Source organism: Bartonella queenslandensis (assembly GCF_018155095.1).
Lineage (GTDB): Bacteria > Pseudomonadota > Alphaproteobacteria > Rhizobiales > Rhizobiaceae > Bartonella > Bartonella queenslandensis_B.
Genome location: NZ_NAAI01000004.1, coordinates 117,505 through 131,060, shown reverse-complemented (window position 1 = coordinate 131,060; position 13,556 = coordinate 117,505). Strand labels below are relative to the sequence as shown.

The 13,556-nt window shown below is 41.5% G+C and carries 11 protein-coding genes; all 11 read left to right on the top strand.

The genetic code is table 11. The annotated features are described in order from the left end of the window. Nucleotides 1–2 precede the first annotated feature (2 nt). The 11 genes from murD to B5V81_RS04030 all read left to right on the top strand — a co-directional run bounded on the left by murD (nt 3) and on the right by B5V81_RS04030 (nt 13,550). Nucleotides 3–1,397, top strand: coding sequence for a UDP-N-acetylmuramoyl-L-alanine--D-glutamate ligase (murD, locus tag B5V81_RS04080; RefSeq protein WP_212112237.1), 1,395 nt, complete (start codon nt 3–5; stop codon nt 1,395–1,397). A 143-nt stretch (nt 1,398–1,540) separates the two neighbouring features. Further along, entirely contained in the window at nt 1,541–2,692 is a 1,152-nt protein-coding gene (locus B5V81_RS04075; protein WP_212112236.1) for an FtsW/RodA/SpoVE family cell cycle protein, read from the top strand. Continuing rightward, nucleotides 2,685–3,821 (top strand): undecaprenyldiphospho-muramoylpentapeptide beta-N-acetylglucosaminyltransferase, encoded by a 1,137-nt coding sequence (gene murG, locus B5V81_RS04070; RefSeq protein ID WP_212112235.1) that lies wholly within the window; start codon nt 2,685–2,687, stop codon nt 3,819–3,821. The genes B5V81_RS04075 and murG overlap by 8 nt, the downstream gene beginning before the upstream one ends. Continuing rightward, nucleotides 3,805–5,232 (top strand): UDP-N-acetylmuramate--L-alanine ligase, encoded by a 1,428-nt coding sequence (gene murC / locus B5V81_RS04065; RefSeq protein WP_212112234.1) that lies wholly within the window; start codon nt 3,805–3,807, stop codon nt 5,230–5,232. The genes murG and murC overlap by 17 nt, the downstream gene beginning before the upstream one ends. Further along, the gene (murB, locus tag B5V81_RS04060) at nt 5,210–6,187 is read left to right on the top strand and encodes a UDP-N-acetylmuramate dehydrogenase (RefSeq protein ID WP_212112233.1); all 978 of its coding nucleotides are present in this window, start codon (nt 5,210–5,212) and stop codon (nt 6,185–6,187) included. The genes murC and murB overlap by 23 nt, the downstream gene beginning before the upstream one ends. A gap of 240 nt (nt 6,188–6,427) precedes the next feature. Further along, nucleotides 6,428–7,348, top strand: coding sequence for a D-alanine--D-alanine ligase (locus tag B5V81_RS04055; protein ID WP_212112232.1), 921 nt, complete (start codon nt 6,428–6,430; stop codon nt 7,346–7,348). Then, a complete protein-coding gene (locus B5V81_RS04050; RefSeq protein WP_212112231.1) occupies nt 7,336–8,247 on the top strand; it encodes a cell division protein FtsQ/DivIB in 912 nt (303 codons plus the stop codon). The genes B5V81_RS04055 and B5V81_RS04050 overlap by 13 nt, the downstream gene beginning before the upstream one ends. Further along, on the top strand, nt 8,247–9,545 hold the full coding sequence (gene ftsA / locus B5V81_RS04045) for a cell division protein FtsA (protein WP_212112230.1): 1,299 nt from the start codon (nt 8,247–8,249) through the stop codon (nt 9,543–9,545). The genes B5V81_RS04050 and ftsA overlap by 1 nt, the downstream gene beginning before the upstream one ends. A 63-nt stretch (nt 9,546–9,608) precedes the next feature. Beyond that, entirely contained in the window at nt 9,609–11,399 is a 1,791-nt protein-coding gene (ftsZ, locus tag B5V81_RS04040; RefSeq protein WP_212112229.1) for a cell division protein FtsZ, read from the top strand. Nucleotides 11,400–11,611: 212 nt separating this feature from the next. Further along, nucleotides 11,612–12,496 (top strand): UDP-3-O-acyl-N-acetylglucosamine deacetylase, encoded by an 885-nt coding sequence (lpxC, locus tag B5V81_RS04035; protein WP_212112228.1) that lies wholly within the window; start codon nt 11,612–11,614, stop codon nt 12,494–12,496. Between the two features lie 160 nt (nt 12,497–12,656). Further along, nucleotides 12,657–13,550: an outer membrane protein assembly factor BamD gene (locus B5V81_RS04030; RefSeq protein ID WP_212112227.1), complete on the top strand. Its 894-nt coding sequence runs from the start codon at nt 12,657–12,659 to the stop codon at nt 13,548–13,550. Nucleotides 13,551–13,556 lie beyond the last annotated feature (6 nt).

The window sequence follows — 13,556 nt, the reverse complement described above, 5'->3', positions numbered from 1 at the left end:
TTTTGATTTCTGTTGCGTGTTATAAAGGACAAAAAGTTGCTCTGTTTGGGTTAGGGGCGTCTGGATTAGCAACGGCACAAGCATTGATGAGTGGCGGTGCGCAAGTGGTGGCGTGGGATGATAATCCTGCGAGCGTGCAAGCAGCTTTTCGACAAAATATTCCGACAAAAAATCTTCACGATGAGGACTGGTCAAAATTCGTTGCATTGATTTTAGCTCCTGGTGTCCCTTTAATGTATCCAAAGCCCCATTGGGTTGTTGAAAAAGCACGAAAAGAAAATATAGAAATTATCGGTGATATTGAATTATTTGTTCGTGCGCGCCATCATTTTTTACAGCGTTATGGTTTTTGTGATCAAGATGTTCCTTTTATTGCGATTACGGGGACGAATGGAAAGTCAACAACGACAGCTTTGCTTGCCCATTTGTTGGAAAAAATGGGTTATGATGTGCAGATGGGGGGAAATATCGGAAAGGCAATATTGACGCTTAAGCCCTTTGTTAAAAAACGTATCTATGTGATTGAATGTTCATCGTTTCAAATTGATCTTACTCCCTCTCTTCAGCCAACCATTGGACTTTTATTGAATTTAACACCTGATCATATTGATCGTCATGGGAGTTTTGCTTGTTATGTGAAAACAAAAAGGCGTCTGATTGCTCAGGCTTCACAGGCTTTTATTTCAGTTGATGATGCTGCTTGTGAGATTTTGTATCAACAGTTGCTTCACGAGGGGCATCAAATCGAGGCAATTTCCAAGGATCATTTTGTTGAAAATGGTTTTTATGCAGAGGGAACCAAGCTCTTTTCTGTTCATCAAGGAGAGCAACATATGCTTGCAGACCTTGCTTCTATGGCTGCTTTGCGCGGAGGTCATAATGCGCAAAATGCTCTTATGGCATTGGCCGCTTTGCAGGCTTTAAAAATAACGGATTCCTCTATGAACAAGTATTTAGCAAGCTATAAAGGATTGCCCCACCGTATGCAGCAGGTCCGTAAAATGGGGACGGTTTTGTTTATCAATGATAGTAAGGCAACGAATGCCGATGCAGCAGCACCTGCACTTGGCGCCTTTAATGATATTTTTTGGATTGTTGGGGGACAGGCAAAAAAGGGAGGAATTGAGTCTCTTAGAGAATTTTTTCCTAAAATCCGTAAAGCCTATTTAATTGGAAGTGCGGCAGAAGAATTTGCTCGCATTATTGGTTCTGCTTTTCCTTTTTCTATGAGCTTAACTTTAGAAAATGCGGTGCGTGAAGCGACCATTGACGCAATGCATTGCAAGGCAAAGGAGGGGGTCGTTCTTTTGTCTCCTGCTTGTGCAAGTTATGACCAATTTAAAAATTATGAAGTGCGAGGCGAAGCATTTGTCTCTTTGGTGATGCAGTTACAATAAAAAAAGCATCAATGATAAAAAATATTTTTGCGTTAAGACTCCAGAATCTTTTTTTGTGTAATTTCGTTTTTAAAGTGTTTGTTAAACAGGTTGGGGAACCTTATCACTTTGAGAAAATTTATAAACAGATAAGGTGGATATAAATGATTACGCGTGCAGATAGAGACCCAATTGCCAATTGGTGGTGGACGATTGATCGCTCTATTTTTGCAGCTTGTTTAATTTTAATGGGGATTGGCATTATGCTGTCTTTTGCTGCTAGCCCCACTATTGCAAAAAAAATCGGAATTGCTGATAGTTTTTATTTTGTTCGGTGGCATATCATTTTTAGCATTGCAGCATTTTTTACGATGGTTACCATTTCTTTTTTTTCGCTTGCTAATATTCGTCGTTTATGTGCTCTTTTACTCATTGTAACGCTTGCTCTTATGGTTGCAACCTTATTTTGGGGTCCTGAATTAAAGGGAGCACGGCGGTGGATTTTGCTCTTTGGTTTTTCTGTACAAGCATCAGAGTTTATGAAACCAGCTTTTGTGGTGATGTCTGCTTGGCTTTTTTCAGAACAGATACGCAGAAAGGGATTTCTGGGTTACATATTAGCAACTCTCCTTTATGCTATTTGTTGTGTTCTTCTGGTTTTACAGCCTGATATTGGACAAACAATTTTAATAAGTGCAACATGGGGGGGGCTGTTTTTTATTGCTGGTGTGCCTCTTACGGTTATTTTTTTCTTTCTCATTTTAGGTGCTGTAGGAATTGTTTTCGCTTATCTTTTTCTGCCTCATGTGCGTGATCGTATCAATGGTTTTTTGACAGGGGAAGGAGATACCTTTCAAGTGGATGTAGGGCGTGAGGCTATTTTGAATGGTGGTTGGTTTGGGCAAGGCCCCGGAGAGGGAACAGTAAAACGTATCATTCCTGATAGCCATACAGACTTTGTATTTTCTGTGGCTGCTGAAGAATATGGTATTATTCTTTGTTTGTTCATTATGATGCTTTTTGCCTTTATCGTTATGCGTTCATTGTATATAGCCATGAATACACGTGATTCTTTTATACGTCTTGGTATCACAGGCATAGCCATGATGATAGGCTTTCAATCAGCGATTAATATGGCCGTTAATCTTCATTTAATCCCTCCTAAAGGCATGACATTACCGTTTATCTCTTATGGCGGCTCATCGATGGTGGCAATTGCAGTTTCAATGGGAATTTTACTCAGTTTAACACGTCGTTGGCCAGAAGCGCGTCTTTCAGCTTTTTCTTCCTCTGTCTTGGATACACCTTATGAATGATAAAAAAGTTATTGTTTTGGCGGCGGGTGGTACAGGTGGACATCTTTTTCCTGCTGAAGCACTTGCTGTTGAATTAAGGCAGCGTGGATATGATGTTCATTTGATAACCGATGAGAGAGCACGATCTTTTGTACGGAGCTTTGATGAAGAGCATACACATATCGTTTCATCGGCAACATTCACACGACGTCATCCTTTTGCTTTGATAAAAACAATTTGGTCTTTGCTCAGAGGTATGGGGCAATCGTTGAGGTTATTTTATAAATTACGTCCTGTTCTTGTTGGTGGTTTTGGGGGATATCCGAGTTTCCCTCCTCTTTTTATGGCGGCCTTAATGCGGCGTGTAACATTTATTCATGAGCAAAATGCTGTTATGGGGCGTGCCAATCGGGTATTGGCAATTTTTGTGCGTGCAATCGCTGGTGGTTTGTTGTCGCCCCATGGTGCTTATGCTCATAAAACACTTTTAACGGGAAATCCTGTACGTGAGGCTGTGTTGAAGGCGGCTAAAATTCCTTATCATTCTTCAGTGGGAGAAAAGCCATTTAATTTTTTGATTTTTGGGGGTAGTCAAGGGGCTTCCTTTTTTTCACATATTGTTCCAGAAGCGGTTGCTTTGCTCGATGATCAAAACCGTAAGCGCTTACGAATTGTACAGCAAGTTCGTGGTGATGCTGCAGAATTGATCAAAATCTATCGTGATAGGGGGGTACAAGCTGAAGTTGCTCCTTTCTTTGATGATATGGCTGAACGGATGGCACATGCTCATTTTATTTTGTCGCGTGCTGGGGCTTCATCGGTTTGTGAAATAGCGGTGATTGGTAGACCTGCTTTGCTTATTCCTTATCCGTATGCTTTGGATCATGATCAGGCAGCCAATGCTGCTCTTCTTGCGCGTGTGGGTGGTGCGCAGATTGTCTTAGAAAAAGATTTAAATGCACAAAGGCTTTCTTCTCTTCTAACGCGAGCTTGTTGTGCACCCCATTTATTGGAAAAACAAGCGCTTGCTGCAAAAAAAGTTGGGCAACCTCATGCAACCCGTTGCCTTGCTGATATGGCTGAAGCCTTGATTGCAGGACGATTGCTGTCAGATATAAAAGAGGAGCTTTTTGATGAAAATGCCACTTGATATAGGCGTTATCCATTTTATTGGCATTGGAGGGATTGGCATGAGTGGAATTGCGGAGGTTTTTTATAATCTCGGCTATAAAGTTCAAGGGTCCGATCAAGTTGAGAGTGCAAATGTTGAACGTTTGCGGAGAAAAGGAATTAATGTTCATATCGGTCATTGTGCTGAAAATTTAGGAAATGCAGAGGTTGTTGTTTTTTCTACTGCCGTTAAAAAAACAAATCCTGAGTATATTGCTGCAAAAGAAAGGCATTTGCCGCTTGTCAGACGTGCAGAAATGTTGGCAGAGCTAATGCGATTTCGGCGTGCAATTGCGGTGGGTGGTACACATGGTAAAACAACGACTACATCAATGGTTGCAGCGCTTCTTGATGCTGGTCGTTTTGATCCAGTGGTGATTAATGGTGGTATTATTAATGCTTATGGTACGAATTCTCGTACAGGAGAAGGCGATTGGATGATTGTTGAAGCTGATGAAAGTGATGGTACGTTTTTAAAGCTTCCTGCTGATATTGCTGTTGTTACCAATATTGATGCTGAGCATTTGGATCATTATGGGAGTTTTGATGCTGTCCGCGCGGCTTTTCGGCAATTCGTGGAAAATGTTCCTTTTTATGGTTTTGCTGTTTTGTGCGTTGATCATCCAGAGGTTCAGTCATTGGCGAGCCGTATTGATGATCGTTGGGTGATTACTTATGGTGCAAATCCACAAGCGGACGTTCGTTTTCTTAATCTTTCGAGGGATGGTCAAAAAACGTATTTTGATGTTCTTGTTCGTTCACGCAAGACAGGAAGAAAAATTGAGTTGAAAAATTTGCTTTTGCCCATGGCAGGACAGCATAATGTTGCCAATGCAACAGCAGCGATAGCTATTGCACATGAACTTGGCATTTCAAATGAATTGATAAAGAAGGGATTGGCGGAATTTGGTGGCGTAAAACGGCGTTTTACGCGAACAGGAAGTTGGCGTGGCGTTGAAATATTTGATGATTATGGACATCACCCTGTTGAAATAAAGGCTGTTTTGCGTGCGGCACGTGAGAGTGCAAAAGGGCGTGTTATTGCCATTGCACAACCTCATCGTTATTCGCGTTTGTATCATTTATTTGATGATTTTGCTGGTTGTTTTAATGATGCAGATACAGTGTTGATTACCCCCGTTTATGCTGCTGGTGAAGAGCCTATTGTAGGGTTTGGTTCGCAAGAATTGGTAGAGCATATTAAAATGGCTGGTCATCGTGATGTGCGCTTGATAGACGGTCTGGAAGATATTGTTTCTCTTGTCTCAAAATTTGCCCAGGCAGAGGATTATGTTGTTTTTCTTGGTGCTGGCAATATCACACAATGGGCTTGTGCGTTGCCTCATCAGTTATCGGAACTTGAAGGTCATGATAAATTTTCAGCACATTGATGGTGAGGCGCTATTGGCGCAATTGCAACCGCTGTTGGGGGGCGTAAGAGGAAAACTTACTCCTAATGTTGAGATGCGTAAGGTGACGTGGTTTCGCACTGGCGGATTGGCAGAGCTTTTTTATCAGCCTGTTGATGAAGAAGATTTGGCTCTTTTCCTTCAAAATTTGCCTGAATGTGTTCCTGTCACAATTGTAGGTATCGGTTCTAATCTTCTGGTGCGCGATGGGGGCGTTCCTGGAGTTGTGATTCGTCTTTCGCCCAAAAATTTTGGGCAAGTACAGCAAGTTTCTCCAAAAGGCTTTTTAGTTGGCGCTGGTACGGCGGATAAACATTTAGCTGCTGCTGCGTTAAAGGCAGAAATTGCAGGGTTTCATTTTTATCATGGTATTCCTGGTGGTCTTGGCGGCGCTCTCAAAATGAATGCGGGTGCCAATGGTGTTGAAACCGCAGCACGTGTTGTTGAGGTTTATGCGTTGGATCGTAAAGGACAACGTCATATCTTAAGTTTGAAAGATATGCATTATTCCTATCGCCATTGTGATATTCCTAAAGATTTTATTTTTACCGCTGCTTTATTGGAGGGAAAACCCGGTAATAAAGATGCTATTCGTGCGGCTATGGATGAAGTTGCCCTTCACAGAGAAACAGTGCAACCTATTCGCGAAAAAACAGGGGGATCAACTTTCAAAAATCCTGAGAATACATCCGCGTGGCGCGTGATTGATGAAGCAGGATGCCGTGGTTTACAGATTGGTGGCGCTCAAATGAGTGAAATGCACTGTAATTTTATGATTAATACAGGGCAAGCCACAGGATATGATCTTGAAGCATTGGGAGAAACAGTGCGTGCGCGTGTTTTTGCACATTCAGCTCACCTTTTACAATGGGAAATAGAGCGTATCGGTCAATTTGAGCAAGGTCGAAGTGTCGCTTTTTTTGACCCATTTCATTGATTTATTGTTCACTAAAAAAGTGTAAATAAAAAATTGAGTCATTTCAAAGAGATAATAAAAAAATTCTATTAAGAATCAATAAATTAACAAAGAATCTCTTGCATCAAGCTTTTGAGTCTGATTCATTATGCAAAATGCTAGATTATTGATTCGCAAGAATAAACTTTGCTTTTCTCGTGTATGTGGTGCTGATGTCTTCTATATAGACTAGATATAGTATGCAAAAGAGGGTGATTTATTATGAAAGATAAACATATAGCTGTGTTAATGGGAGGTTTTTCTTCTGAACGGTCTGTAAGTTTATCTTCAGGAGCAGCTTGTGCTGATGTTCTTGAGGCGCAGGGGTATCGTGTGAGTCGCGTGGACGTTGATGCTCATATTGCTTCTGTTCTCGAACGGTTGCAGCCCGATATTGCCTTTAATGCATTGCATGGTTCATTTGGTGAAGATGGTCGGATTCAGGGGATTCTTGAATATTTAAAAATTCCTTATACCCATTCTGGTGTGATGGCGTCTGCTTTGGCCATGGATAAGGGACGTGCGAAAATTATTGTTGCAAGTGTTGGGGTTTGCGTTGCTCCTTCTCGTATTATGAGCCGCTTTGCTGTTGGGAAAACGCATCCCATGGAACCTCCTTATGTCATTAAACCTGTGTGTGAAGGATCAAGTTTTGGTGTTGTTATTGTCCAGGAAAATGAAGCTGCACCACCGCGTAATATTGGGGGAGATGAGTGGGGATATGCAGATGAGGTGATGGTTGAAAAGTATATTCCTGGTCGTGAATTAACTTGTGCAGTTTTAGGGAATGAAGTGTTGGACGTGTGCGAAATTCTTCCCGATCAACACTTTCCATTTTACGATTATGACTCAAAATATAAAACAGGTGGCTCTCTTCACATTTGTCCTGCAAAACTTTCACTAAATATTTACCAAAGTGTGCAAAGAATGTCTTTAGCAGCCCATCAGGCGATAGGGTGTCGAGGTGTTAGTCGTTCTGATTTTCGTTTTGATGAGAAAACAGGAGAATTGGTTTGGCTTGAAATTAATACGCAACCCGGTATGACACCGACGTCTCTTCTTCCTGATATTGCAAAAGCGAGTGGCCGTGCTTACGGCGATATTGTTCAATGGATGGTGGAGGACGCATCATGTATGCGTTGAATGTTAATAAAACAAATGTTCCGATGGAGGTGCTTTCAGTGCCGGCTTTACCACGTCTTTATCGTCGTTTTCTTCGGTTTATGTTTGAATTTGTCTTTGTCAATATTCATATTCCACGCCATTTTGGCTCTTTTGCTGTTGTATGGTTTTTCTTTGTTACGGCTTTTTATGGACTTTTATCAAGCGGTCAGATGGCTGTGATCGTAAACACGATTATATCGGATAGTGGTTTTGTGGTCGTTGATGTCGATATAAGTGGTAATAAACGCTTGAGAAAACAAGATATTTTAAAAATTTTAGGACTTGATGTTGCCCCCTCTATATTCACTTTTGATGTTGAGAGAGCACGTTCTCTTTTAGAAGAACAGGCTTGGGTTCAATCGGCAAATGTTCAGAAGATTTATCCCAATAGAATGCGCATTTCCATCGTGGAACGTGAACCTTATGCTATTTGGCAACATGATAGCGTAATGGATATTGTTGATAATACGGGGCGTATCATTGTGCCCTTTAAAGGAAAAAATGTTTGGGATTTACCTCTTGTGGTTGGGCAGGGTGCGCAAAATACAGCTAAAGGATTTATTCAAGCGCTGTCAACCTATCGGCCAGTGTATGATCGTGTTCGTGCTTTTGTGCGGGTGGGTGATCGGCGTTGGGATCTGGTTTTGGAGAATGGAATGCGCATTATGTTGCCTGAAAATGGTGCCCTTGAAAGGCTTTCATCTCTTGTTTCGTCCGGTACAATGCAAGATCTTTTATCGCGCGATATCTTTAGTGTTGATTTACGTCTTGCTGATCGAATTACTGTTTCTTTATCCGATGAAACGTTAGAGCGTTATGATGCTGGTGTTGCAGAAGAAGAACGTATTTTAGAGGCGCGAAAGGCAGGAAACCTATAATGTTGCTCAGATCACATCATGGGGGGGGACGTAAGACACGTTTTTTAACGGTGCTTGATGTTGGCTCAAGTAAGATTGTTTGTCTTATTGCTTGTTTGCGTCCTTTAAAGCATGCGCACTATTTACATGGACGTACACATTCTATGGAAATTCTAGGCTTTGGAGTACAGCGTTCACGCGGTATTAAATCTGGGGTGGTTGTGGATATGTTTGCAGCAGAACAATCAATACGTTTGGCTGTTGATGCGGCAGAAAAAATGGCTGGTTTGGTGGTGGATTCAGTGATTGTCAACTTTTCTTCAAGCCGATTACAAAGTGCTCTTATTAATGGCATGGTACGTTTGGGCGGGCGTGAAGTGACTAAGCGTGATGTGCGTGTGGCATTTTCAGATATTTCGCGCAAAGCTTTTGATGCTGAACGTCATGTCATGCATTCAGTTCCAGTCTCTTATGTCTTGGATGGGGATAAAGGAATTTCTGATCCAATTGGAATGGCTGGAGAATTGTTTGGTGTGGATGTGCATGTGGTAACAGCAGAAACTGCGGCTTTACGTAATTTAGAAACTTGCATTAATCGTGCGCATTTGAGTGTCGAAGCGATGGTTGCAACTCCCTTTGCAAGTGGTCTTGCTGTTTTGATGAATGATGAGGCACATTTGGGAGCAGCATGTATTGATTTTGGTGGTGGAACAACAACATGTTCAGTGTTTTTTGAGGGAAAATTTGTCCATGCGGATGCCCTTGCTGTTGGTGGGCATCATGTGACGCTTGATGTCGCGCGTGGATTCTCTATGTCACTTACAGAGGCAGAACGTTTAAAAGTTTTATATGGTTCAGCGCTTCTGACGAGTTCTGATGAACGGCATATGATTAATGTGACGGAGATTGGGAGTGAACGTCGTGCAACGCAATATCCTCGCGCGGTTCTTGGGCGCATCATTCGTGCACGTATTGAAGAAATTTTAGAAATGGTCCGTGATTGTCTAAATCGGTCTGGTTTTGGTCACATCATTGGTAAGCGTGTTATTTTGACTGGGGGAGCAAGCCAGTTAACAGGATTGCCAGAAATGGCACGTACTATATTAGGAAGAAATGTTCGTATCGGGCGGCCTTTAGGTATTTCAAGGCTTCCTTCTCTTGCAAAAGGGGCGGCATTTACATCTGCTGTTGGATTGTTAATTTATCCGCAATTGGTGGGGTTTGGAGAAAAAACAATGCAGATGGCAGGAAATCATTTATCGATGGGCACGCGTGGGTATTTGCAGCGTGTTGGTCAGTGGTTGCGTGAGAGTTTTTAGTTAAGTCTAGTTGGATAAATTTCATCGCTTTGGCTTGCGGTGTCTTATGAGAAGGAAAAGAAAATGACGATTAATCTGCATCGGCCAGATATCGCGGAATTGAAGCCACGCATTACCGTTTTTGGTGTTGGAGGTGGTGGCGGGAATGCCGTGAATAACATGATTAATGCTGGTCTTCAGGGAGTTGACTTTGTTGTTGCTAATACGGATGCACAGGCTTTGGCGATGTCAAAGGCTGAACGTGTTATCCAGCTTGGTGCAGCTGTGACAGAAGGTTTGGGTGCTGGGGCTTTACCAGAAGTTGGACAAGCAGCGGCAGAGGAATGTATTGATGAAATTATCGATCATCTTGCAGACTCTCATATGGTTTTTATTACTGCTGGTATGGGGGGAGGAACTGGAACAGGTGCTGCTCCCGTTGTTGCTCGTGCAGCGCGTGAAAAAGGTATTTTGACCGTTGGTGTTGTGACAAAGCCATTTCAGTTTGAAGGGGCTCGTCGTATGAAAACGGCAGAGGCTGGTATTGAAGAATTACAAAAGTCTGTCGATACATTGATTGTTATTCCCAATCAAAATCTTTTCCGTATTGCAAATGATAAAACAACATTTGCTGATGCTTTTGCTATGGCTGATCAAGTGCTTTATTCTGGTGTTGCTTCCATTACAGACTTAATGATTAAAGAGGGCTTGATTAACCTTGATTTTGCTGATGTTCGTTCTGTTATGCACGAAATGGGTCGAGCCATGATGGGAACGGGTGAAGCATCTGGTGAGGGGCGTGCTTTGGCAGCGGCTGAAGCTGCTATTGCAAATCCATTGTTGGATGATACATCTATGCGTGGAGCACGTGGTTTATTGATTTCTATTACGGGGGGGCGTGATATGACTCTCTTTGAGGTGGATGAAGCTGCTAATCGTATTCGTGAAGAAGTGGATGCTGATGCGAATGTGATCTTTGGAGCCATTGATGATGAGTCATTGGAAGGTGTTATTCGTGTATCCGTGGTTGCTACCGGTATTGATCGTGAGGTTAGTGATGTGGTTCAGTCCTCTCAGCCTCAGTTTCAAAGGCCAACCTCTTCAATACGCAAGAACGATCCTGGAACGCCACACAGTTCTTTTCATGTTCAATCATCGCCCTTGCGTTCTGAATCAATGGTAGAAGTTATCGAATCTCTTGAAATAGAAAAGGAGAAGCCAACAGGAGAACAGTTTCGTCCCAAAAGTCAAATTTTTGCACAGCCTGCAGAAGCAATGATGACACGAAGTGCGACAAAAACTGTTGCTGCGACAAAAACTGTTGCTTATGCTTCAAATGCTGTGCAGGATCAGGTATCAAATGCACCGCGTATGCAAGTAAGCCGAGGCTCTCAACAAGCTATGACGGCTCCCGTGAGTATGGAGGCAACAGCGCATGTTCTTGATGACATGACAGGGGTTGTGAAGCAAAAAGAAAAGCCAATGCAACCAAAACAAATGCAACAGATGCAAGCGCGCGCTCCAATGCGTATGCCTGAGTTAAAGGATTTTCCTCCTGTTGCTCATAGACAAAGTCAAAGAACATCTGTGACTGATCAAAGTCCTCGTAATCTTTGGCAGCGTTTAAAACAGAGTTTGACACATCGTGAGGAAGTAGAGCCAGAAGCAAGGTTGGAACCTGCTGTGAGATCGTCACAGCAGCAAGAGTCTCACGTTTACAATAAAAATTCTCAGGCACTTTCTCAAGATGCTTCTGTTTATGTTCCACGCCGTTCTGGTGAGTTACATCCTCAGGTGCCACAAGATCAGCGTACTTTTATCAGTGAAGAAGATCAGTTAGAAATACCAGCATTTTTACGTCGTCAGGTAAATTAATTGATAAAAAATGAGGCACTAAGAAATATTATGATGATCTTTGATGATGAATTAGAAATTATACAGTAAAATATACTGTTTTTTTGGATAAAATACTTTACTTTTTTTAACCCGCTTAATTATAAGCGGGTTATTTATTATTTACTATGAATATTTTTTTAATAGTTTTATAAAATTTATCAAAAGAGCTAAAAGAAATGTAATAAAATAATATGATGAACTTGCTACCAAAATATCAGTCTACTCTTAAAAAAGCAGTAATATTTAAGGGGATTGGCGTTCACAGTGGTTGTTTGTCAGTGATAAAGGTTTATCCAGCTGATGTTGGGTGTGGTATTCTTTTTAAGCGTTGTGGATTAGATGGAACAGAAAAAATATTTCAAGCCCATGCATCGCAAACCGGAGAAACTGAATTATCAACGGTGCTTGGAGATGGAGAGCTAAGGGTTGAAACAATTGAACATTTGATGGCAGCTATTGCTGCTTATAATTTGGACAATCTTATTATTGAAGTATCGCATAATGAGATTCCTATTTTGGATGGTTCTTCATGGCAATATTGCCAAGCTTTTGAAGATGCTGGCATTGTCCAGCAGAGTGCATTGCGTTCCTATTTCATTATAAAAAAGCCGTTGCGGGTTGAAGGGGCTCATGGTTTTGCAGAACTTTTGCCATTTGATGGGCGTCGTTTTGATATAACGATCTCTTTTCCTTCTTCTGCTATTGGTAAGCAACATTTCAATTTTGATCTTACCACACGAGGATTTCGAGATGATTTGTCACGTGCGCGCACTTTTGGTTTTATAGCGGACGTGGAAAAATTACGACTTTCTGGAAAGGCGAGAGGTGCTTCTTTGGAAAATTCTCTTGTTATCGGTCTTAATGACAAAGTTTTAAATCCCGATGGTCCTTATTGGGAAAATGAGTGCGTTCGGCATAAAATGCTTGATGCGATTGGTGATACGGCTTTGCTCGGGGGTCCTTTTATTGGATTATTTCGTTCTTATTGTGGTGGACATAGAATTAATGCACAATTGGTGAGAGCTGTTTTGGCAAACGAATCATATTATGAAAAAAGCTTTTTAGAGAAGGAATAAAATAAAATTGACAAGGCTTTTTTATCGTTTATTTGATTTTTAAGGGGATGATTGACCTAAACTGCTAAATTGGTTATGTGGATTTTAAAGTGATATGATATAAAAACTTTGATGAATTGTTTTTTCTACAAGGTGATACTCTCTGGAGGCTGGGAAAACTATGAAAAAATCTTATGTGTGCATTGGAAATATAACATATAGAAAATCGAACATTGTACGCAAGATATTGGGGGTGGTACTTTTAGGAAGCACCTGTATGTTAGCGGGATGTCTCTTTAAAGAGAAAAATACCCTTGATCCATCTGCTTATGTTTTGAAAATAGATCCACCAGATGTTTTATATAACCAGGGGCTTGCTAGCCTTGAGAGTGGGCGGCTTGGGGATGCAGCGAAAAAGTTTTTGAAGATTGAGAAACAGTATCCTTATACAGACTGGGGTCGTAAATCTTTAGTCATGGGCGCTTTTACAAATTATCGGCTTGGAAAGTATGATGATTCAATTAGCATGGCTCAACGCTATATTACTCTTTATCCAGGGTCTACTGACTCGGCTTATGCGTACTATATTATCGGTCTTTCTTCTTTCCGTCGGATTCCTGATGTTACGCGTGATCAACGTGATACAAAACGGGCTATTGCTGCGATGCAGCTCCTTATAGAGCGTTATCCGAATTCTGAATATGTCAAGGATGCTAAGGATAAAATACGTTTCGGGCGCGAACAACTGGCTGGTAAAGAAATGCAGATTGGCCGTTATTATGAAGAGGGGCGGCGCTATCTTGCTGCAAGTAGACGGTTTCGTACCGTCGTTGAAGAGTATTCCGATACAAATCAAATTGAAGAAGCACTTTTCCGTTTAACAGAAGTTAATCTTGCTCTTGGTTTAACGGCGGAAGCACAGACGGCAGCAGCTATTTTAGGACGTAATTATCCCAAAAGTGAGTGGTATAAATTTTCTTATAATCTCTTGCAGAAGAATAAAATATCGCCACATGAGCATAAATCTTCTTGGATCTCAAATGCTTTAGGTGGTGATAAGAAGAGGGCACGTTGATTCTCT

Excerpts from the sequence above, each read along its gene's own strand:
- B5V81_RS04075 (WP_212112236.1), top strand. The coding sequence starts at position 1,541 with ATGATTACGCGTGCAGATAGAGACCCAATTGCCAATTGGTGGTGGACG.
- murG (WP_212112235.1), top strand. The coding sequence starts at position 2,685 with ATGAATGATAAAAAAGTTATTGTTTTGGCGGCGGGTGGTACAGGTGGA.
- murC (WP_212112234.1), top strand. The coding sequence starts at position 3,805 with ATGAAAATGCCACTTGATATAGGCGTTATCCATTTTATTGGCATTGGA.
- murB (WP_212112233.1), top strand. The coding sequence starts at position 5,210 with ATGATAAATTTTCAGCACATTGATGGTGAGGCGCTATTGGCGCAATTG.
- B5V81_RS04055 (WP_212112232.1), top strand. The coding sequence starts at position 6,428 with ATGAAAGATAAACATATAGCTGTGTTAATGGGAGGTTTTTCTTCTGAA.
- B5V81_RS04050 (WP_212112231.1), top strand. The coding sequence starts at position 7,336 with ATGTATGCGTTGAATGTTAATAAAACAAATGTTCCGATGGAGGTGCTT.
- ftsA (WP_212112230.1), top strand. The coding sequence starts at position 8,247 with ATGTTGCTCAGATCACATCATGGGGGGGGACGTAAGACACGTTTTTTA.
- ftsZ (WP_212112229.1), top strand. The coding sequence starts at position 9,609 with ATGACGATTAATCTGCATCGGCCAGATATCGCGGAATTGAAGCCACGC.
- lpxC (WP_212112228.1), top strand. The coding sequence starts at position 11,612 with ATGATGAACTTGCTACCAAAATATCAGTCTACTCTTAAAAAAGCAGTA.
- B5V81_RS04030 (WP_212112227.1), top strand. The coding sequence starts at position 12,657 with ATGAAAAAATCTTATGTGTGCATTGGAAATATAACATATAGAAAATCG.